The sequence below is a fragment of the Nitrospirota bacterium genome (assembly GCA_030645475.1).
In the GTDB taxonomy this organism is placed as follows: Bacteria; Nitrospirota; Nitrospiria; order Nitrospirales; family Nitrospiraceae; genus Palsa-1315.
Window position 1 is genome coordinate 279,583 of sequence record JAUSMA010000069.1, and the last position, 21,049, is coordinate 300,631.

22 protein-coding genes are annotated in these 21,049 nt (G+C 58.1%); 14 read left to right on the plus strand and 8 right to left on the minus strand.

Features of this window, described 5'->3' with window-relative positions; translation table 11 throughout:
* Positions 1-55 precede the first annotated feature (55 nt).
* From lysA to dapB, 3 genes are read left to right on the plus strand one after another with little or no spacing between them, the layout of a single operon-like run.
* A complete protein-coding gene (gene lysA / locus Q7U76_16430; GenBank protein ID MDO8357963.1) occupies positions 56-1,318 on the plus strand; it encodes a diaminopimelate decarboxylase in 1,263 nt (420 codons plus the stop codon).
* Positions 1,319-1,359: 41 nt separating this feature from the next.
* Positions 1,360-2,232: a 4-hydroxy-tetrahydrodipicolinate synthase gene (gene dapA, locus Q7U76_16435; GenBank protein MDO8357964.1), complete on the plus strand. Its 873-nt coding sequence runs from the start codon at positions 1,360-1,362 to the stop codon at positions 2,230-2,232.
* A gap of 31 nt (positions 2,233-2,263) precedes the next feature.
* Positions 2,264-3,067, plus strand: coding sequence for a 4-hydroxy-tetrahydrodipicolinate reductase (gene dapB, locus Q7U76_16440; protein MDO8357965.1), 804 nt, complete (start codon positions 2,264-2,266; stop codon positions 3,065-3,067).
* Positions 3,068-3,230: 163 nt separating this feature from the next.
* On the opposite strand, the gene Q7U76_16445 is transcribed toward dapB, so the two are convergent.
* On the minus strand, positions 3,231-3,500 hold the full coding sequence (locus Q7U76_16445; GenBank protein MDO8357966.1) for a hypothetical protein: 270 nt from the start codon (positions 3,498-3,500) through the stop codon (positions 3,231-3,233).
* 300 nt (positions 3,501-3,800) lie between these two features.
* Here Q7U76_16445 and Q7U76_16450 point away from each other — a divergent pair, with 300 nt between their 5' ends.
* The gene (locus tag Q7U76_16450; GenBank protein MDO8357967.1) at positions 3,801-4,052 is read left to right on the plus strand and encodes a YHS domain-containing protein; all 252 of its coding nucleotides are present in this window, start codon (positions 3,801-3,803) and stop codon (positions 4,050-4,052) included.
* On the opposite strand, the gene Q7U76_16455 is transcribed toward Q7U76_16450, so the two are convergent.
* A complete protein-coding gene (locus Q7U76_16455) occupies positions 4,049-4,360 on the minus strand; it encodes a hypothetical protein (GenBank protein ID MDO8357968.1) in 312 nt (103 codons plus the stop codon). The two genes, Q7U76_16450 and Q7U76_16455, sit on opposite strands and share 4 nt — an antisense overlap.
* A 198-nt stretch (positions 4,361-4,558) precedes the next feature.
* Between Q7U76_16455 and fsa the strand changes: the two genes are divergently transcribed.
* Complete coding sequence (gene fsa, locus Q7U76_16460) at positions 4,559-5,206, plus strand: fructose-6-phosphate aldolase (GenBank protein MDO8357969.1); 648 nt, start codon at positions 4,559-4,561, stop codon at positions 5,204-5,206.
* A 156-nt stretch (positions 5,207-5,362) separates the two neighbouring features.
* Here the strand turns inward: fsa and Q7U76_16465 are convergent, their stop codons facing one another.
* Positions 5,363-6,073: a uracil-DNA glycosylase gene (locus Q7U76_16465; protein ID MDO8357970.1), complete on the minus strand. Its 711-nt coding sequence runs from the start codon at positions 6,071-6,073 to the stop codon at positions 5,363-5,365.
* 118 nt (positions 6,074-6,191) lie between these two features.
* Here Q7U76_16465 and Q7U76_16470 point away from each other — a divergent pair, with 118 nt between their 5' ends.
* The 6 genes from Q7U76_16470 (at position 6,192) to Q7U76_16495 (ending at position 13,831) form a co-directional block, all read left to right on the plus strand.
* Complete coding sequence (locus tag Q7U76_16470) at positions 6,192-7,262, plus strand: lytic transglycosylase domain-containing protein (protein ID MDO8357971.1); 1,071 nt, start codon at positions 6,192-6,194, stop codon at positions 7,260-7,262.
* A 138-nt stretch (positions 7,263-7,400) separates the two neighbouring features.
* On the plus strand, positions 7,401-8,732 hold the full coding sequence (locus Q7U76_16475) for a glycerate kinase (protein MDO8357972.1): 1,332 nt from the start codon (positions 7,401-7,403) through the stop codon (positions 8,730-8,732).
* Positions 8,733-8,747: 15 nt separating this feature from the next.
* Positions 8,748-11,378 (plus strand): PEP/pyruvate-binding domain-containing protein, encoded by a 2,631-nt coding sequence (locus Q7U76_16480; protein MDO8357973.1) that lies wholly within the window; start codon positions 8,748-8,750, stop codon positions 11,376-11,378.
* A gap of 146 nt (positions 11,379-11,524) precedes the next feature.
* On the plus strand, positions 11,525-12,916 hold the full coding sequence (gene rmuC, locus Q7U76_16485; protein ID MDO8357974.1) for a DNA recombination protein RmuC: 1,392 nt from the start codon (positions 11,525-11,527) through the stop codon (positions 12,914-12,916).
* A gap of 10 nt (positions 12,917-12,926) precedes the next feature.
* A complete protein-coding gene (locus Q7U76_16490; protein MDO8357975.1) occupies positions 12,927-13,328 on the plus strand; it encodes a MazG nucleotide pyrophosphohydrolase domain-containing protein in 402 nt (133 codons plus the stop codon).
* Positions 13,329-13,387: 59 nt separating this feature from the next.
* Positions 13,388-13,831, plus strand: coding sequence for a PilZ domain-containing protein (locus Q7U76_16495; GenBank protein ID MDO8357976.1), 444 nt, complete (start codon positions 13,388-13,390; stop codon positions 13,829-13,831).
* A 201-nt stretch (positions 13,832-14,032) separates the two neighbouring features.
* Here Q7U76_16495 and panC read toward each other — a convergent pair whose 3' ends face one another.
* From panC to Q7U76_16515, 4 genes are all read right to left on the minus strand, one after another.
* Positions 14,033-14,902, minus strand: a complete 870-nt coding sequence (gene panC / locus Q7U76_16500) for a pantoate--beta-alanine ligase (protein MDO8357977.1) — start codon at positions 14,900-14,902, stop codon at positions 14,033-14,035.
* Positions 14,899-15,456 carry a 2-amino-4-hydroxy-6-hydroxymethyldihydropteridine diphosphokinase gene (gene folK / locus Q7U76_16505; protein MDO8357978.1) on the minus strand — a complete coding sequence of 186 codons (558 nt, stop codon included), beginning with the start codon at positions 15,454-15,456 and terminating at the stop codon, positions 14,899-14,901. The genes panC and folK overlap by 4 nt, the downstream gene beginning before the upstream one ends.
* Before the next feature lie 145 nt (positions 15,457-15,601).
* Entirely contained in the window at positions 15,602-16,777 is a 1,176-nt protein-coding gene (locus Q7U76_16510) for an LL-diaminopimelate aminotransferase (GenBank protein MDO8357979.1), read from the minus strand.
* Between the two features lie 82 nt (positions 16,778-16,859).
* Positions 16,860-17,543 (minus strand): type 1 glutamine amidotransferase, encoded by a 684-nt coding sequence (locus Q7U76_16515; protein MDO8357980.1) that lies wholly within the window; start codon positions 17,541-17,543, stop codon positions 16,860-16,862.
* Between the two features lie 154 nt (positions 17,544-17,697).
* Here Q7U76_16515 and Q7U76_16520 point away from each other — a divergent pair, with 154 nt between their 5' ends.
* The 3 genes from Q7U76_16520 (at position 17,698) to Q7U76_16530 (ending at position 20,049) form a co-directional block, all read left to right on the plus strand.
* Positions 17,698-18,555, plus strand: a complete 858-nt coding sequence (locus Q7U76_16520; GenBank protein MDO8357981.1) for a hypothetical protein — start codon at positions 17,698-17,700, stop codon at positions 18,553-18,555.
* 226 nt (positions 18,556-18,781) lie between these two features.
* Entirely contained in the window at positions 18,782-18,985 is a 204-nt protein-coding gene (locus Q7U76_16525; GenBank protein MDO8357982.1) for a hypothetical protein, read from the plus strand.
* A 230-nt stretch (positions 18,986-19,215) separates the two neighbouring features.
* Entirely contained in the window at positions 19,216-20,049 is an 834-nt protein-coding gene (locus tag Q7U76_16530) for a hypothetical protein (protein ID MDO8357983.1), read from the plus strand.
* A 67-nt stretch (positions 20,050-20,116) separates the two neighbouring features.
* Here Q7U76_16530 and Q7U76_16535 read toward each other — a convergent pair whose 3' ends face one another.
* Positions 20,117-20,839 carry a methyltransferase domain-containing protein gene (locus tag Q7U76_16535; GenBank protein ID MDO8357984.1) on the minus strand — a complete coding sequence of 241 codons (723 nt, stop codon included), beginning with the start codon at positions 20,837-20,839 and terminating at the stop codon, positions 20,117-20,119.
* Positions 20,840-21,049: the final 210 nt, after the last annotated feature.

Below are 21,049 nucleotides of genomic sequence, written 5' to 3' on the forward strand. Positions count from 1 at the left end.
TCATTAGCGAGTTTCTCGTTTGCAAGCCACGAACGGTTGAATAAGGATGGACAGGATGAATAACTTCGAGTATCGACAGGGCGAACTCTACTGTGAACAGGTGCCGGTCAGCCGCATCGCGAAAGAGGTTGGCACGCCTTGTTATATCTACAGCTACACGACCCTCGTTCGCCATTTCCGAGCCTACGATGGGGCCTTCAAGAGCCTGCCCCATGTGATTGCGTTTGCGATGAAGTCCAACTCCAATATCGCGATCCTCCGTCTCATGGCTAAGGAAGGGAGCGGGGTGGATATTGTGTCCGGCGGTGAGCTCTTCCGGGCACTCAAGGCCGGCGTGCCTCCCTCGAAGATTGTGTTCGCGGGAGTCGGTAAAAATCACGAGGAAATTCGCGAGGCCTTGAAGGCCGACATCCTCATGTTCAACGTCGAATCGTCGGCAGAGTTGCAGGCGATCAATGAAGTCGCGACTTCTGTCGGAGTCAAGGCGAGGGTCGCCCTGCGGATCAATCCGGACATCGATCCGAAAACACATCCTTATATTTCGACCGGTCTCAAGAAGAGCAAGTTCGGGATCGCAGCCGATCGGGCGCTCGAAGAGTTCACCCTGGCCTCCTCGCTTGCCAACATCGATGTCGTCGGAGTGCATAAACATATCGGATCGCAGTTGACCGAGGTCACGCCGTTCGTCGAGGCCGTGAAGAAGGTCGTGACGCTGGTCGGAGCCTTGAAGGCTCAGGGCATCAACATCCGGTATGTCAATATCGGCGGTGGTCTCGGCATTACCTACTCGGACGAAACGCCCCCGTTGCCGCAAGATTTGGCGGATGCCGTGTCGCCATTGCTGAAGGACTTGGGCGTGACCCTCATTATGGAGCCGGGCCGCGTCATCGTCGGCAATGCCGGCATTCTCGTGACGAAGGTCCTCTATCGGAAAGACGGCGAGGCGAAACGGTTTATTATCGTCGATGCGGCGATGAACGATTTGATCAGGCCGAGCCTCTACGGGGCCTATCATGAAATTCGTCCCGTCTCGGAGGCGGTACTCAAGCGGCCCAAGCACAATGTGGATGTTGTCGGTCCGGTCTGTGAGTCGGGCGATTTCCTGGCGAAGGACCGGTCTCTGCCGGAGGTCAATCCGGGCGACATGCTGGCGGTGATGAGTGCGGGGGCCTATGGATTTGTGATGGCTTCCAACTACAATTCGCGCCCACGGGTGCCCGAAGTCCTGATCAAAGACGGGGAGATCCACGTCATCAAGACTAGAGAGACCTATGAGGATTTGGTAAAGGGCGAAACGATTCCAGCCTTTCTCGACTGAGGAACGGGCAGGAAAGACGCATTTTTGGCGAAGGAGTCAGCATGTTCACAGGCGCATTGATTGCCATTGTCACCCCGTTCAGGAATGGCAAGGTCGACGAACGGGCCTTCGGCGATCTCATTGAATGGCAAATCGCCAATGGGACGAACGGGATTGTGCCCTGCGGCACCACCGGCGAATCCGCCACCCTGTCGCATCAGGAACATCATCGCGTGGTCGAGTTGACCGTCGAGGTGGTTAATCGCCGGGTTCCCGTGATTGCCGGGACCGGCTCGAATAGCACGGCAGAAGCGGTGTCCCTCACGAAGCACGCCAAAGAGGCAGGGGCCGACGGGGCGCTGATCATTACGCCGTACTACAACAAGCCGACACAAGAGGGGTTGTACCGCCATTACAAGCTCATTGCGGAGTCCGTGGATCTTCCGCAGATTTTGTATAACATTCCAGGACGGACCGGTGTGAACATGCTGCCGGTTACGGTGGCCAGGCTCTGCGGGCTACGGAGCATCGTCGGGATCAAAGAGGGGAGCGGGTCCGTCCAGCAGGCCTCTGAGATCGCGAGTATGTGCGGCGATCGGATGACGGTTTTGGCCGGTGACGATGCCTTGACGTTGCCCATGATGGCAGTCGGAGGCAAAGGCGTCATCAGTGTGACATCGAACGTCGCCCCGCTCCAGATGGCGCAGTTGGTCAAGGCCTTCCTGTGCGGACAGGTTGAGGAGGCAAGAAGGATTCATTTCGCCCTGTCGCCGCTCTTTACTGCGCTCTTCTACGAGACCAATCCGATTCCAGTCAAAACCGCGCTGGGGATGATGGGAAAAATCGATCCTGAGTTACGTTTGCCGCTCTGTGAGATGGCGACTGACACGAAGAGCCAATTGACGCGGGCCTTAAAGGATGCAGGCCTCATTTAGCCGGGATCGCCCCGGTACAGGTAATAACTCTATGACGAACGTGATTGTGGCAGGGGCTGCCGGGCGCATGGGCTGTCGGCTGGTTGCGCTGATTAAAGATTCGAATGTCCTGACGCTTGCCGGTGCGCTTGAGGGGAAGGGCCATGGCGCGTTGGGCGCCGATGCCGGGGAGACGGCAGGCTGCGGCCGCGCCGACGTTCCGATCACCGACGATCTTGCAGCATTGCTGAGTCGAGGCGAAGTGGTCGTTGATTTCTCTTCTCCTGAAGCCACGTTGCATCATTTGCGCACGGTGGCTCAACATCGGCGGGCCATGGTGATCGGCACGACCGGGTTTTCCCCCTCCCAGCTCGTAGAGCTGAAGACGCTCGTCAGTCAGGCTCCCTGCGTGATGTCCCCCAACATGAGTGTGGGCGTCAATCTGATCTATAAGGTCATCAGTGAGATGGCGAAGACGTTGGGGGATGAATACGATATCGAGGTGATCGAGGCCCATCACCGTCTCAAAAAAGATGCGCCGAGCGGCACGGCGCTTAAGATTGCGGAAGTCTTGGCGAACGCGGTGAATCGAGACCTCGATCAGGTCGGCGTCTATGCCAGAAAAGGTCTCATCGGGGAACGGAAAAAAGGCGAGATCGGCATTCAAACGATTCGTGCCGGCGATATCGTCGGCGACCATACGATTCTCTTTGGCGGGATGGGTGAACGCATCGAAGTCACACATCGGGCGAGCAGTCGAGATACCTTTGCAGGGGGCGCCTTGCGGGCCGCGCAGTGGGTGGTTCGGCAGTCTCCAGGCCTCTACGACATGATGGATGTGTTGAGTCTTCGGTAGCCGATCTTCCCTGCCTGGTGTGCTATCTGGAAAACCAGGCGCCTATGGGAGCTGACGCAATATCAGCTTCATGACATCTGAGAAGTCCGATGTCTGGCGTACTGAATTCGTAGGAATCAGGGGCGGATGAATTGGTTCGCGGGCGGAAGGGGGACGTTACGACCTACCGGTAGACCTTTTCACGCTTCCACGTGTTTGTGGGCATGAGGTCAGTGGCTTTTCGTTTGACAAACGCCGCAGATAGACGGGCATAAATTTCCTGGGCTGAGTCCGTCCAATCAGGATTGAGCGGAATCCCACGAAAGGCAGCTTCAGCTGCCTTATGCTCGTCGTACGTGAGCAGTTTCGATTCTGTCATAGCGCGGATTAATGTCGTGCGGTAATAGGCAGAGGTTCCTGGCCCGCTGATTTCCGACGGCCACAGTTCAAACATGCATATACTGTGATCGCAAGTCCTGCGTTCAGATCCACTGCCCGTTCCGGTAACATTGCCCCGCGGCATTTATCGCAAGTCGTCATGTTGACACTCTAGCATTCTATGAAATAGAAGCATATCCATCTGAAGTACTGGGTCTTCTGGGCAAATAGGCCCTTTTGCGCTTGTCAGGCTGGGCCCTTTGAGCGAACGGTTGGAGTGGTAGCCTATTGGTTTCTCAACTAGAACCGGTTATGGAGTCCTTGACAGGGGTGAAGCTGTCCCATAGGATTGTGGCCTCACGAAGAGACCACCACTATGTATAGAATTATCCTCGTTCTCGGACTCCTCACCGTATTATATTTTCTTCTCCGGCGGGCTCTCCGAGAGTTCAAGGGACAGGGCCAGCCAGAGCAGCTTCCTCCCGGCAAGAATCACATGGTGCAGGATCCTGTGTGCCGGGTGTTCGTTCCAAGGGGAGAGGCGATCACCGAAGATATTGGAGGCCAGACCTATTACTTTTGTAGTCGCACCTGTGCGCACAAGTTTCAGGAACAGCTCGCCGGTTAACAGCCTGAATAGTCGTAGTCGGCGAGTTTTTCTTCCTTGTCGAACTTAAGCGTGATCTGGCATTGATTGGGCGAGAAATTAAAGAGGGGGAGGCCCGACTTTCCGCCGGCGATGCGATAGTAGGTCCATGTTTCTCCGCCAAAAAACCTAGGGGCTTTGCCGCTGGGCGCTCCCCAGTTCTTCTCAAACCAGGCCTTATCTTTTCCTTGAAGCTCAGCCGGCTTGAGAGACTGTTCCAGATAGGGATTACTGCCGCCGCAGGCGGTCAGGAGCAGGCACATCGCGAGTAGCCAGGCAGATCGTCTCATAGGAGGTCTCCTTGTCGTATGCTGTGGTCAACGTATAACTTGGCAGGCGGTTGACGATCGAATCTTATCTGTCGGGTAGAAACCTGTCAAACGAGGCGATTGGGCGGGGCGGTTGAGCCACCGTTCGAGTTCTGCATAAAATAACCGATAACGATGTGAGGACATGGTCCTCACATCCTGAGACGAAAGGACGAGCCCATGAAATTCTTTCTTGATACCGCCAACGTCAAAGAAATCCAAGAGGCGGCCAGCCTGGGACTGCTCGACGGAGTGACTACGAACCCCTCGCTCGTAGCTAAGGAAGGTCGCAGCTTCAAGGAAATGTTGATTGAAATCTGCAGCATCGTGGATGGGCCGATCAGCGCAGAGGTCGTCAGCCTCGAAGCCGATGCTATGGTGAAGGAAGGGAAAGAACTCGCAAAAATCCATAAGAATATCGTGGTGAAGGTGCCGTTAATTGCGGAGGGGCTGAAGGCCACCAAACGATTGGCGGCTGAGGGGATCAAGGTGAACGTCACCTTGTGTTTCTCACCAACCCAAGCGCTCCTCGCCGCAAAAGCCGGTGCCTGGTGTGTGTCCCCCTTCATCGGTCGTCTTGACGACATCAGTTCAAACGGGATGGAGCTGATCCGTCAGATTCTGACCATCTATCGCAATTACGATTATAAGACCCAGGTGCTGGTGGCCAGTGTGCGCCATCCCCAGCATGTGGTTGAGGCTGCGCTGGTTGGTGGGCATATCTGCACGATGCCCTTTTCGATCTTTCAGCAGATGGTGAAACATCCCTTGACCGATATCGGGCTCAAGAAGTTCTTGGCAGATTGGGAAGCCCAAGCGAAGAAGTAACATCATTCAGGATGCTGAAAAAGTCCGCCAGCATCGTTCTCGCCTCGAATGCATCCTCAACGTAGCCTGGGGCTACGCCTCCGGTGCGTTCGTCGGCTGCGGCCTTGCTGGACGGCCATTTTGAGCATCCTGCTGCGCGCAAGCGGAGAACGCAGCCTACGACTTGCCGGTTCGTGCGCCTGTTGATTCCGTGAGTCTCTGGCGGGCCGTTGAGAAGATGTGGTGAAACATCGGTCTGGTCAAGAGCCCGGTGAAGGTGTTCTGCTGGCTTGGATGGTACGAGCCGATCAGCGTCACGCCCCATGGAAGGACCTGGACGATTCCATGGGAAAATTTCGGGAGTGGCGAGGGCAGCGTCATCCCTTCATCACGGCAGGCCCTCAAGTAGTGATCGAACGCAATCTTGCCCAGCGCCACCACCACTCGAACTTTTCCTAACAATCGGAGTTCTTCCCGCAGATATGAGCGGCAAGCCGTGAATTCTTGTGGCGTCGGCTTGTTGTCGGGCGGCGCGCAACGGACGGTGGCGCCAATATAACAATCCGAGAGTGTGAGCCCGTCGTCCCGGTGATGAGAGCCAGGCTGGTTCGCAAACCCGAATCGATGCAAGGCGTCGTAGAGCCAGTCTCCGCTGCGATCGCCGGTGAAGACTCGTCCGGTTCGGTTACCGCCATGCGCCGCCGGGGCAAGCCCAAGTACATAGAGGCGGGCCTGGGCATCTCCGAATCCAGGGACCGGACGGCCCCAATAGGTCCAGTCCTCAAACTGTTTTCGTTTTTCTGATGCGACGGCTTCCCGATAGGTGACGAGCCGCGGGCAGGCGGTACAGTGGGTGATACGATCGTTGAGGAGAGTCAGTGCACGCATAGGTCGCGAGAGTCTAACACGAATCCGAAAGTCGATCATGCTTGCCGGTCCCAAGCCGTGCTGTTAGCATACGCACTCGACTCAGGATCGTTCACCGTATCGAGGAGGCAGGATTGGCATGAGGACGTGGCTTCAACGGGCATTGGTGTTCAGCGGGTTGTGGATCGCCGTCACGCTTCCGATTCCAACAGGAGCGCAACCGCAACCGGAACATCCTGAAGTCAAAGACAGTGCCGCTCGAGCTGGAGCGAAGGGGGAGCCAGAGCGTGACTCCATGCCGCTCGATCTCCTCGAAAATTCGGATGAACCGGAGGGTCGCCTGGTCATCCTGCCGGAGATCAAGCGAGAAGGGGCGGAGCGCTATTTTCTGAGCTCATTCAAGTTGCCCGACAAGCTGACGTTCGCCGGGCAGCCGGTTCCGCTCGATAACTGGCAGGTGCGTGAACGCATCGAATATGAGTTCTATCAGTTCTTAGAAGACCAGGGCGAAAGTATCATCCTGGCGAAGCGTACGGGACGCTGTTTTCCTCCAGCCGAAAAGCAGTTGGCGGATGCCGGCCTGCCGGATGATCTTAAGTATATGTTGCTCGTCGAGAGCAAGTGTGTGGCCGCTGCCTACTCGAAGGCGAAAGCGTCAGGGCCCTGGCAGTTCATCCCCTCCACCGGGCGGCGGTACGCGCTCAAGAGCGATGCCGTTCGCGACGATCGCCGCAATTTAGAAATGTCGACGGAAGCGGCGGTGAAGTATTTGCGCTACCTGAAGGATTTCAAGCAGAACGATTGGTTCATGGCCATGGCCTCCTACAATGCCGGTGAAGAACGGGTTCGCCGGCTCTTGAAGGAACAGAATATTACCGACTATTGGAAGATGCATGGGCCGCGGGAAACGATGCGGTACGTTCCCAGAATCATCGCCGCCAAAGAAATCTACTCGCAGCCGGAGAAGTATCTGGGCTTGAGCAAAAAAGATCTCTACATGCCGATGGAAACCGAAACGGTGACCGTCAACGTGAAGGATACTCAGCGAGCCCTCACCTCGATTGCCGAGGAGTACGGAACCTACTTCTTGGAACTCAAGATGCTGAACCCCGAATTCAAGAAGGATGTGCTGCCAAAGGGCACGTATCAGATGAGAGTCCCGCGGCAGACTTGTCCGACCCGTTGTTTTAAGCAGGACAAAACTCCCTAACGCGCAGGATGCTGAAAAGTCCGCTCGTCTGGAAACGCTGAACGGTGAGCGCTGAGCGATGAAAAAGAAACAATTGCTGTGTCCTTGTTCCGCGGTCATCGTTCGCTCGCTAAGACCTGCGATCCCATCAGTAGCGTGATGCAGATTCCTTCCTCCCCTATCCGGCCACTACTCAAGAAACTCATCACTCGTGGACTGACGGCAGTCGATGCCCGTACGGCGGTTGACCGTGCGATCACCATGAATGGCGATCAGCTGATCGTGGGTCGGCACCGGTACGACCTGAGCCGATATGAGCGGGTCGTCGTGGTCGGAGCCGGGAAAGCCGCGGCCCCCATGGCTCGTGCGGTGGAACAGCGACTGGGCCGTTGGTTGGACAATGGGTTTGTCGTGGTGAAGCATGGACATGCTATCCCAACGAAACGGATCGAAATCGCCGAAGCTAGCCACCCGGTACCAGATCGATCTGGTCAGCGGGGGACCGCCAAGCTCTGTGCCATGGTGGGAGAACTGAGCAGGCGCGATCTCTTGATCGTACTCTTGTCAGGTGGTGCCTCCAGTTTATTGCCGGCGCCGGTTGCAGGGATTACGTTGGCCGACAAGCAACGGACCACTACGAAGCTTCTGCGATGCGGGGCGACCATCCAAGAGATGAACACTGTTCGAAAACATCTCTCGCGTATCAAGGGAGGACGACTTGCCGAGTTGACGCAGGCTACCGTGGCGACGCTGATCCTGTCCGATGTGTTGGGAGATGATCTCAGCTCCATTGCGTCGGGGCCGACAGTTCCAGACCAGACGACCTATCAAGATGCTGTCGCAATTTTGAAGCGCTATCGCATCTGGACGGCGACTCCTCAACGAGTGCGTCAGTATCTTACGCGGGGATGTCAGGGACTCGAGATCGAAACTCCAAAGCCTGGGTCCTCTCTCTTTCGTCGAGTCCAGCATCACATCGTCGGGAATAACGCAGCGGCCGTTGCAGCGGTCACCCGCGCAGCCAGGGAGGCAGGTCTACGAACTTTCGTGCCGACAGTAGCCGTTACTGGCGAGGCCAGTGAGGCGGGGAGACAGTTTGGCGCGATGGCGAGAGAAATGATCTGTGAGGGGAAACCGCTTCAACGGCCTTGCTGTGTCGTGGCCGGCGGCGAAACGACTGTGACCGTGACGGGAAATGGGACAGGTGGCCGAGCGCAGGAATTCGCCGCTGCCGCGGCGCTAGAGATTGCCGGTCTGGCCAAGGTATGGGTGGTCGCGATTGGCACCGATGGCACCGACGGTCCGACCGATGCGGCTGGAGCAGTTGTCGACGGCGATACCCTGGCGCTGGCACAACGTCTCTCGGTGGATCTCAACCGTGCCTTGAACCGCCACAACACCTACCCCGCGTTGAAGAAGCTCAAGCAGCTCATCATCACCGGTCCCACCGGCACGAATGTGAATGACCTTTACCTCCTCCTCCTGCTGTAGGTAGTATCCGTTCCAATGGATCGCCCGCTTCTCCTTCCCTTGGCCGCCTGCACTGATTCCTCTCTTGTCGGGGGGAAAGCTGCAGGCCTGGCTCGACTCATCGCCGGAGGATTCGCGGTTCCCTCGGGATTCTGCGTGACGACGGAGGCCTATGCGCACGCGCTTCGCGTGCCTGGTTTTTCTCCAGCGAGACAGTGGCAGGCAGCCCTGCTTGCCTCCGGGGCCGAACGCCAACGAATCCTGTCCCATTGTCACACCATCATTCAGGACTTCGACATCGCTGAATTGACGGCCCAGATCGCCGACCAGGTGCGAGGTCTTCATCTCACGTCGCAGAGGCTGTGGGCCGTCAGGTCGTCGGCAACGAACGAGGACGGCGCTCATGCCAGTTTTGCCGGAGTCTACCGCACGCGCCTTGGCATCCCACCGGGGGAGATCGGTTCTGCGGTGAAGGATCTGTGGCTCTCGATCTGGGATGACCGGGTGTTGAATTATCATGCGAGGTCAGGACTGAGCGGCGCACCTCCTGCGATGGCCGTCGTGATTCAACCGATGCTCGATGCCTGTGCCGCCGGCGTCGCCTATTCGATCCATCCCCTCACAGGACGAGCGACTCAGGTGGTGATCAATGCGGTCGCGGGGCTTGCGGCAGCGCTCGTCGACGGCCGTGCCACACCGGACCACTATGTGGTCGAGATGGCAGGGACAGGGCAACTCCCACAGATTCGTGAAAGGACGATCACTCGACAGAGTCGGGCCTTGCAGGTGACCGAGCAAGGACTTTGCGACCTGCCGCTGTCGGATGCTGGTGCAGATAGCGGCACATTGTCGGACGACCAAATATTCGAATTGGCCAACAGGGCTAAACAAATCGAGCAGTTATTCGGTCATCCGGTGGACCTCGAATGGCTCTACGATGATCAGGGGCTCTGGCTACTCCAAGCACGTCCCATCTCGGGGCCGATCCGCCCTCTGCAGCTGACCAACGATGACTGCGAATGGTCCCGTGCTAATTTTAAGGAAACCCTGCCGGAGCTGCCGAGCCCGCTCGGCTTGTCGTTTCTCGAACTCTTCATGGAACGTTACATCATTGCGCCCTACCGGCGCCTGGGCTGCCAGATTCCTGAAGGGATCTCATCGGTCCGCACGTTCCAGGGACGGCCCTATATCAATATGACGCTGCTTCATTCCCTCATCACACAACTGCGGGGCGATCCCTCCTCGATGGTGGAGCAGATGGGGGGGGAACGTATTACGAGGGTGCCGGAGGTCTGCCCGCTCGGGTGGCCGAAGGTCATTCGTGCGGGCCTGGTGATGTTGATGGAGATGAGAAGGGCTGTGCGTTATGGGCCGGTGTGGTTCGCCGACATGAAGGCCATGGCAGCCGAGCATCGCGCCGAACGGCTGAGCCAAGTCCCAGGCGAAGAGATCGCCCTGCGGCTCGATGCCATCGGGCGATGGCTGGATGAGCATGAGCTGACCTTTGGCATTGCCGGAGGGGTGTCGCAGTGCTTGTATGTATTGGGGGGCCTGTTGCCTCGCTGGCTGGGCGAAGACTGGAGAGCTTTGCTGAACGGGGCATTGCAGGGTCAGTCGGCGGTGATCAGCGCGCAGCAGATTGTCCGCATGGCGGAAATGGCGGAGACCATTCGGCGCGATCCCTCCGTGACATCCTTGTTCACCACAGAGGAGTGGAACCCGGTTGAAGTCCATCGTCTGCTTCAGGGGACCGACGTGCTTCGTGCTTTTGACCGGTACCTCGAAGACTATGGTCATCGAGGGGTCGGCGAGTCGGACGTCATGTCGCCGCGGTTTGCAGATCGACCGGAATTGTTGCTGGCGATTTTGCGCACACAATTGCTGGCTCCAATCGCGGTGACCCCGGCTGACATTCTCGATCGGCAAGCACAGGTGCGAGCACGAGCCCTGGCTGAGATTCGTGCCAGGTGCGGATGGCGTCTCCATCGGTGGGCGATCTTTTCCTGGTGGTATCGCAGACTCTGCCGGTTCTTTGCCCTGCGCGAGGCGAACCGGCACCATTTGATGTACTACTCGGCCGCGGCACGGAGTTTACTATTGTGTCTTGGCGACTGTTTGGTTGAGCAGGGGTTGCTCTCGTCACGGGAAGACCTGTTCTATATTACCGTCGATGAACGAGCGGATCTGTTAGTCGGCGGCTCGCGCGATTGGCAAGGGCTGATTGAGACTCGACGGGCGGAGCGCGACCGATTCGCGAAAACGATCGTGCCGGACACGATCAGGGATTGGCGCGCAGCGCTCAGCGGCTCGGATACTGTTTCGACCGTGGCATCCAAGGGGGCCCTTCGTGGCACTCCTATCAGTGGAGGGAGGGTTGTGGGACCGGTTCGCCTTGTCCGATCGATGGAGGACTGGAGTCGAGTCGGGCGAGGCGATATTCTTGTGGTGTCGGTGATCGATCCAGGCATGGCGCCCTTGTTCGGCGTGGCAGCGGGGCTGATCGCCGAAATGGGCGGGACCCTGTCGCATGGGGCCATTATTGCCCGGGAATATGGATTGCCGGCGGTTGCAAATGTACCGGGCATTCTCGCCAGACTGATAGAAGGCGATCGCGTCAGCCTGGATGCAGAGCGGGGTGAAATTGTCATTCAGGATCGAGGGGCATGAGGCGACGCCGTAGGGCCGAACATCCCTGGCGGTGCGACCTTGACCTTTGAGCAGTGTTTACGTACCCTTCAGAAAATTCTTCCTCTCAGCAACACTCAACAGCTTGGTTCAATATGGGTCGGCAGCAATGATGTGGATGGTCACCCATGATTGATGGCACAGCATTTGGCCTGGGGATTCTCATTGGCGGGATCCTCGGTGCGTTGATCGTCGGGTTCTGGATTGCGTCCCGTGTCCGTGCAAGCCTGCAGGCACAGCTGCTGGCCACCGGTGAACGGGCACAGCGGGCCGAAGCCTTGGCGGGCGAATTGCGCAGGCAGGCAGAACAGGATCGTCTTGATCTTGATCGTGTCAGACAGGACCTTTCCGAGGCCTCTCGCGCCCGTGCGGTGGCGGAGACCAGGGCGGCTGAGGCGGCGCTCCATCTCAACGAACAAAAGACTCTGCTGGGCCAGGCCCGACAGGAGTTGGCCGAGACGTTTCAAGCCCTCTCCGGCGAAGCCCTCAAACAGAACAACGAAGCCTTTCTCAATCTTGCGCGCAGCTCGTTCGAAACATTGCAGGCCGAGGCCAAGGGCGATCTCGCTCAACGGCAACAGGCGATCGATAGTCTGGTCCAGCCTCTGCAAGATTCGTTGCACCGCTACGACGACCAGCTCCGGCAGCTGGAGCAATCCAGGCAAGCGGCCTACGGAGGGCTCGATCAACACCTCAAGCTGTTAGCCGAGTCGCAGCAGAAGCTGCAATCGGAAACCGGCAACCTGGTGAAAGCGCTTCGCGCCCCGGCCGTCCGCGGCCAATGGGGCGAGATCACGCTCAAGCGTGTGGCCGAGTTGTCCGGCATGGTGGCGCATTGCGATTTCTTCGAGCAGGAATCGATCACGGTCGACGGCAGCCGGCTCCGTCCCGACATGGTGGTGCAATTGCCGGGTGGCCGGCAGATCATCGTGGATGCCAAGACGGTGTTGGCAGGCTACCTGGACGCGCATGAAGCCCCGACCGAGGAGCAGCGCCTGGAGGGCATGCGCCGCCATGCCGCCCAAGTGCGGTCGCGCATGGACGAGTTGAGCGTGAAAGCCTACTGGAACCAATTCGCGCAGGCGCCGGAATTTGTCGTGTTATTTCTGCCAGGCGAACAATTTCTCGGCGCTGCGCTCGAACATGACCCACGGTTGATTGAAGACGGGTTTCTCCGAAGCGTCGTGCTGGCCACTCCCACGACGCTCATGGCGCTGTTGCGGGCGGTCGCCTACGGCTGGCGGCAGGAACGCATGACCGAACATGCCGAGGAGGCCGGGCGGTTGGGGAAGGATCTCTACGAGCGGATGGCCGTGCTAACCGAGCATTTGAACGACGTCGGGCAGGCCCTCGGGAAGAGCGTCCTGGCCTACAATAAGGCAGTCGGATCGCTGGAAACGAGGATCTTGCCGGCCGCTCGCCGGTTCAAGGAGCTTGGCGTGTCGTCGGAGAAAGAGATCCCTTTGTTGGACCCTGTGGAACTGGTTTCACGCAAGGCGTTACCCTTTGAGCATGAATGAGGAGTGCCTGATGGCAGACGAACAGGGGATGGTCGAAGCCTTTCACCGGAATTTCGAGATCGTCGTCAATCCAGTTCCGACGGTCGCCGACGGGCGGACGCGCGAATTACGTGTCAGGCTCATTCAAGAAGAATTCGATGAGTTGAAAGAGGCGCTCGCCTCTGACGATCTGTCGTCCATTGCGAAGGAGATGGCGGATCTTCTCTACGTCGTCTACGGCACGGCGGTGTCCTATGGCATCGACATGCCTCCGGTCTTTCGAGAAGTCCATCGATCCAATATGAGCAAGGTCGGCGGCTATAAGCGCGAAGATGGGAAATGGGTCAAGCCCGCGACGTACTCGCCCGCCTGCATCGAACCCATTCTCGCCGAGCAAATGACGGCGCGGCAGGAGGCTCGTTCCGGCTCATGAGAGAGCTACATTGCCCTATTTGCGGGGCCTCATTCGTCCGCGTGAGCTACCAGGAGGGTATGCTCGAGCGTCTCTTGGGCCGCGTGAATGTGTTCCCGTTTCGATGTCAACTCTGCACCAATCGGTTTCGTGCATATTATGCCGGTGCACGGTACAACACCCAGGCGTTCGATCGTCGGCAGTATACGCGCCTTCCGGCCTCCATCGAAGTGCAAGTGCTCGACAGCCATCAGTCGATGACCAACCGCATTACCGACATTTCGATGGATGGTTGCACCCTACAGACGACGGGATTCTCGAAGGGGGCCTTTGTCGAATTGCTCTTGAAGCCCACGGTGGAGGACGACGCGATTTATATCGAGACGGCGATGGTCTGTTCCGTTCACCCCTCCTCGACGGGCATCCGTTTCCTGGAGGTCCCGCCGGATCATTACCGCCGTCTGGGCCAGGTGGTGCTCGGGCTCTTAGTCGGTCAGGGTCTCGACCCCATGCTCAACATCTAGCAGGCTGTTGATAAAGGCGGCCAGCAGCGTTCTCGCGGCGCGCAGAGGCTCAACGTACTGTCGAGAGTGCGCTTCGCCTCTCCGCTTGCTGCGGCCTTGCTGGACGGCCTTTCTGAACAGCCTGCGACGACGTCTGACAGCATCTGCAACTGTTCTGGTATGCGCATTTCTGCAGTGGCTCGGTAGTTTGTCAACAAACTACTAGCGAGCGCGATTCTTTCCACCCGGCACGTTCACTGGCAGATTGTCGATCAAGCGGATCGATCCGATCCGAATGGCGCCCAACATCACCGCACGATGAGTGACCCTGGTTAGAGGCTCCAGGCTGTCGGGGTCGCAGACGGCCAGGTACTCGACGTGAATGGCCGGTGCCTGTTCGACAGTCTTCCGCATGCTCCGTTCAATCGCCTCCCCATTCTTCATTCCTCCTTCGATGGCCTGTTTGCCTGCTCGAAGTGCCCGAGAGAGCCAGGGCGCGATCATCCGTTCTTCGGCGTTGAGATAAACGTTGCGTGAACTCATGGCCAGCCCATCCGCTTCTCTGACCGTCGGGCGTACCTCGATCGCCACACCGAGATTGAGGTCTTTCACCAGTTGTCGAACCAGTGTAGCCTGCTGATAGTCTTTCTGGCCGAACAGGGCGAGATGGGGACGGACCATTCCGAAGAGTTTCGTCACTACCGTGGCGACACCGGGAAAGTGATGGGGTCTGGCCTCGCCTTCCCATCGACGCGCAATCTCCGGCAGCGTCACGACCGTTTGAAAGCCTTCGGGATACATCACCTCGGCTGTCGGTTCGAAGCAGACGTCCACCCCTTCTTCGCGGCACAGCGCCCGATCCTTGGCAATCGGGCGAGGATAGCGCGTGAGGTCTTCGCGCGGGCCGAACTGCGTCGGGTTCACAAAAATACTCACAACGAGCGCATCGCAACGGAGCCGTGCCGCTCGGATGAGCGCACGGTGGCCGTCATGCAACGCGCCCATCGTGGGAACGAATCCGATGATGACGCCGTCGCGGCGCAATCGTTCGCTCCAGGATGTCATGGAGCGGATGGTACGAATAATCTTCATGGACCTGGGGGCTGGCTGCATGCAGGGCGTGAACCATAACGGGTCGAGGGCTGGGGAAACAGGAGGCGGACTTCAGGCTGCTTCTCCGCCTCGGCAAGCAATTGGCTGATGGTACGTTGGCGCACCGGATGGATGAACAGAGGATCGAGTTCGCTCAAGGGCATGAGGACGAACCGGCGATGGTGCATGCGAGGATGCGGCACCACGAGATCCGGCTCATCGATCGTCTGCTGTCCGTAGAACAGGATGTCCAGATCGATCGTTCTGGGGCCGGATCGATGATCCTCGTCCCGTCCCAGCGCACGTTCGATCTCCCGGAGGATGTCGAGCAGGCTTTTCGGCGTGATATCCGTTTCAATCTGGACCACGCCGTTTAAGAACCACCCGTCCCCCGGCTGGGCATGATCATTCACGGGCTCCGTCTCGTAGAGCATCGACACGCCGAGGAGCTGTGAGTGCGGCAAGAGGCCCAGCAGGGTGACTGCCCGATCGCAGAAATCGAGCCGATCGCCGACATTCGAGCCGAACCCGATGAACACCGTCTCGCGTCCCATCTTTTCTTACTCTCTCCTGAAGGATGATCGTGGCGCACCGTGAGACGAGGTGCCGGGGCGAGAGGCGACTGCGCGCGTCGAACGAGCATATTCTGATCGTGCGCGTTCCGCGAGCAAGCCCTCGCCTCGGCTTCACGTCCCCAGCCTAGAATCCTACTTTTCTAATCCGCTCCACCGCTTCTGCCAGCCGTTCTTTCGTCGTGCAAACGGTCATCCTGATATAACCTTCGCCCGGCGCTCCGAAGCCGTTGCCCGGTGTCGTCACGATCCCGGCCTTCTCCAGTAAATGAGCCGTAAAGGAGGCGGAGGTGTATCCCTTCGGCACCGTGACCCAGATATAAAATGCGGCCGGTGGTGGATCGACTTCGAGGCCCAGGCTCTTCAGCCCAGGCACCAAGGTATCGCGCCGCTCCTGATAGATCTTCCGTAGGCCGTCCGTGACGGAATCATCCAATCCCAGCGCCGTGATTCCTGCGGCCTGCACCGCTTCGAACACGCCGGAGTCCAGCTGGCTCTTGACCTTGCCGAGGCCTGCCAAGACGTCTTTGTTGCCGACGACGAAGCCGATGCGCCAGCCCGTCATATTGTAGGTCTTCGAGAGCGAGTGGAACTCCACGCCGACGTCCTTGGCTCCGTCGATTTCCATGAAGCTGACAGGAGGTTTGCCGTCGTAATAAATTTCCGAGTAGGCCGCATCGTGGCAGACGATGACCTGGTTCTCCTGCGCAAACTCCACCACGCGCTTGAAGTAGTCCTTGGTCATGATGACCGACGTGGGATTATTCGGCGAATTCAGCCACATCAGCTTGGCCCTTTTCGCCACATCCTTGGGGATCGCGTTCAAGTCAGGTAAAAAACCGTTGGCCTTCGTCAGCGGCATGAGGTGCGAGATGCCGCCGCAGAAGCCGGTACCGACCGGATAGACCGGATAGCCGGGGCTCGGGACCAGGACGATATCGCCCGGATCGACAAACGCCAAGTGAATGTGCCCGATTCCTTCCTTCGAGCCGATCAGGGTCAGCACTTCGTCGGCAGGGTTCAGCGTCACGTTGAACCGGCGCTTATACCAGTCGGCCACGGCTGTCCGGAACGACAGCATTCCTTCGTAGGAGGGATATTGATGGTGCTTGGGGTTTTTGGCAGCCAGGGCGAGGCTTTCGATAATCGGAGTCGGTGTCGGCAAGTCCGGATCGCCGATGCCGAGGTTGATGATATCGACACCCTTAGCAATCGCCGCCTGCTTCATCTTGTCGATGGCGGCAAACAGATAGGGAGGCAGTGTTTTAATTCTGGTTGCGACTTCAATTGGAAAACCGGCCATGGTGCAGAATGCTCCTTTTCTAGAATGAAGCCCATTGAGGGCGCGACGGAGCCCTTAGGCTACTTCAGGAACGAGGCGGTAATCAACGTGCGGAATTGATGAGATGATCGATCAAGCGATCAGCGATTTGGTGTGACAGCCACATGTGGGGGAAAAGCCCCATCAAGGCCTTTGTCGCGGTTAACTGTGCCCGAGCGAGATCGGTGGCACAGTGCTGACAGAGCGCGTCGATCCCCTCCGCCTCTATCTCTAAATGAAACAGCAGTCCGTAGGCATGGGGACCATAGCGGAAGGCTTGCAACGGGGCCATCTCCGAGCCTGCCAGGGCCACACAATCCGGCGGCAAGTCGAAGATCTCTCCGTGCCACTCGAAGACCGAGAGCGATTCGGGAAACATACCGAATACCGGGTCCTGTTTTCCCTCTTCGGTGAGCCTGATCCTCGTTTTGCCGATTTCCAGACCGGCACCAGGCTGTACGGTTGCGCCGAGCGCTTTCGCCATGAACTGACTGCCGAGGCATACGCCGATGGCAGGTGTGCCGGCGAGCAGGACGGAGCGAATAAATGCGGTCTCCTCGGCGATCCATGGATCGGGATCGTTCACCGACATTGGCCCGCCCATAATGATCAAGAGGTCGCCAGGGTCCGGGGGGAGGCCATCCTTTGGTACAAGGCAACAGTCGAGCGAATAGCCGTGGTTGGCCAACGAGGTTGCGAAGGCTCCTGGACCTTCAAACGGAACATGTTTCAGGCAGACCGCACGCATTGGTACCTCTCAGGCATCGGCTAGCGTCCAACGTCCTGAGCATTATCCTGATTTGAGAGTTGGTTCAAGTGAAATGATTCGTGGAGGCGATAGGTATTTGTCGCCACTTGTTTTTTCCTCTTCAGCCCTCAGGCTATGTGACCGACAAGGAGATATGGAGAATGTCATCGATCCGGCTGTTCCTGAGTCTGCCGGCATATTTTCGACTTTCAGTACAGGTGTCCCCCCTTGCTATACATTTCGCCAACGACTTCGTTCGGGGTACCACGCATTCTGGTATCGGCTCGGGGAGGGACTTCGCTGGTCACGCGGGATCTATCGAGAACGGCCGGCCGTCCAATTGTCAGCGCTTGCCGATGGTCAACAAGCGAGAATTGCCTTTCTGAGACGCAAGTTTACCGCGCGATTCGAACGATACTGTGAGGAGCGCACCGCCCTGAAGAGTTACGAGTACCTCGACATCTTGAATCAAGCTTGGACGGCATGGGGACAGCCCCGTCCAGCTGGCGTTGTCGTGCATGATGTGGGCTCAAGCAATTTCTGGTACGCGCGCGTCCTCCAGTCGTTCTTCCGCCCTTCCGCGTTGACGGGTGTGGAAGTGGAAGGTTATCGCATCTATGCCAACGGTTATAGCCGTTGGGACTATGCACAGGGCTATGTCCAAGGGCTCCCGCAGACCAGCTTTGTCGTCTCAAGTTATGCGCAGTACGACCAGAAGGCCGATGTGGTGACGGCCTGGTATCCGTTCGTCACACCGGCGCCGGTCTTGGCCTGGCGGCTTCCGCTTGCCCTGTTGACGCCTCATGCCATTTTTTCTCGAATCGCGTCGAATCTGACGGCGACCGGGTTGTTTGTCATGGTGAATCAAGGGGCTGAAGAGGCCGCCATTGCGGCGAATCTCTGTCGAGCTGCAGGCCTGGATCAGCGCTGGTCCTACGAAGTACCAGCCACGATTAGGTCTCGGCATCAGCGCCCCGTCGTGTCCTGGTGGAGTCCAATCAGCGAGCGCTAGCCGTTTCTCCTTCCCTTTTGCTACAACTATCCCCGACGTCATCGAATCTCAATGTGATGTGTTGAGTCTCTGTCCCATGTCTGGCATAAGTGGACCTCCCTGAGGCGCGCTGCCCCTCTCTGCGCTCCATCATGGCTCAAACATTGGCGAAGGTCGCGATAGACGCCCGCGCTCCCAAGAATTATACTAGGCAAACGATGTTCTCTTTGCAGGACAGGTAAGGAATATGGCAATTCAGACAGACGAACAGCAACAGACGCAGCTGGAGCTGGAGGGCTTGCGGCGAACGTTGCAATGGACAGAGATTCAGCAAGAACAGCTGTTGAATCGGCTAGACCTGCTTCGGCTGGAGAATGCCCGCTTGCAGGATCGTGTGGAAGAGTTGGTGCGTCAGGTTGAAGGGCTTAAACAGCAACAGCCCCTCTTCTAGCCTAGCAGGCTGCTGAAAATGCCCGCTAGCTTCGTTCTCGGTTCGCAACCATCCTCAACGTACCCCAAGGGTACGCCTCCGGTGTTTGCTCTCCTTGCGGCCTCGCTATCGGAGCATTTTGAGCAGCCTGTAGAAGCGTCCGCTCTCATTTAGGGTAGAAGTCCAGCTGAGTTGAAAAAGTTATTTTGGCAGCGTCCTCAAATCGTTCAACGCTCGCGAGCCATAATTCTATGAAATATCAGGTGGTGAATATCGAGGATGTGCGGTGGCTCATTGGCCACACCGGCGGGTTTCGCGGCGGCTATGTGACGGATGTGCAGGTATCGAAGCGGCGGCTGTTGGATGAAGCCTCGGGCCGCGAGGTGTTGGCGGGGACCACCGTCACTGTCGTGATTCGTTATCGTATTCGTCAGATGGCCCGTGTGGCGAAAATGACGATGACCGGCGTGACGGACTTCTCCATGTTTGAGCAGGAAGGGGCCGATTGCTCAACGCTTGGGATTATCCAGGCGGAGTTGACCGACGGGAAATTGCGTTTCTGGTTCGATCCGCAGGGCGAACTCTATGTGGTGTGCGACGAAGCGCAGTTGGAAGAAGTGGCGGCGCCGAGCCTTGAGCCCTTGTCGTTGGAGCAGGTGGCGCAATGGACCTTTCAAAGCGAGATGCCGGACTGGCCGACGGTGACGTGGCTCTTGGCGGAGCTGGCGGTGGCCGGTACGCCCTGTACCTGGCAGGCCACCGCGCCGTCAGCAGGACGTCATGCGTCCGTTCAGTGGGAAGGGGATCTGCTGCCGGTCTCGATACAGGACGCAAGGGATACCACAGGCGTCCATTGCATGTTGTATGGACCGCTCGATGGACCAGGATTCGGCCTGGTGTTGCGGGTCCGTGGGGTACAGGGCCGCGATGCAGGTCAGGTGCTTTCGCTCCTGGCCGATGTGATCGTGCAGCGATTTTCAGGCCAGTGCCTGGTGGGCAATACGATTATTCCAGGCGGGGAATGGCAGAACTGGAAATCGTTCGAGCAGCAGCGCGTGGACAGCTCAGCGATGAATGCTGAATGATGAACGCAGAACGATGAAGGTCAGTAGTCCCTTGCTCATCGGTTCAACGTGGTGTGCTTCCTGGTAGCTAGGCCAGCGCTTCTCCGCTGGTACGATGACTGCCGTTGAGAGGGGCATAGGCCGGGGCGCTGTTTCCGTTTTTTGCGCCGTTGAGGTGCGTCTTCCCGTTCACGTTCTTCCCGTTCACACATTCCACTAAAACCCAGAACCGCAAGGGATTCACATTCTGCTTCCGGGCCACGTGCAGCGACGTACCATCCAGCACCGTCTGAAGCGACAGGTCTGTCCGCCACCCTAAGTGCTTCGTGAGAGGGGAGATCACTTTCTCCATGGCGGCGATGATCTTATTGTCGTTGCTGAAGTGATTCAGCATGATGATGCGTCCGCCGGGCCGGCAGACGCGGATCATTTCGTTGACCACCTTGCGGTAGTCGGGGACCGCGGTGACGACATAGGCCGCGACGACCGTGTCGAAACTGTCGTCTTTGAAGTCCATGGCACCGGCATCCATCCGATGGAGCAGCACATGGTCCATCCGGTGTTCTACCGCGCGCTGCTTCGCTCGCTCCAGCATGCCTTCGGAGAAATCGATTCCGACGATCTGACAATGGCGAGGGTACATCGGCAGGGCCAACCCGGTGCCGACTCCGACTTCAAGAATTTTCTCATCAGGCTGCACGTCTAAGTTTCGAATCGCGGACTCACGCCCTTCGTGGAACACTTTGCCGAAAATCCGATCGTAGATTCCGGCGTAGGACGTATAGACGCGCTCAACTTTCGCTAAATCCATGTCACCTCCGACTCCACAACTTGTGCGATTAGCGTTCCCCGACGAAACAGGGATTACCCGGATGGTCGCAGCTCCAGTGGGGGAAAATGTATGCGGCAGAGCATCTGAATAGGAGCGAGGAGCCCCGCCCGAACAACAAACGTGGCTACTCTAGCCAACTCGCTGCGGTGAGTCAACAGTGTTGCTCGGTTCCGTCACTTGATTCGATCG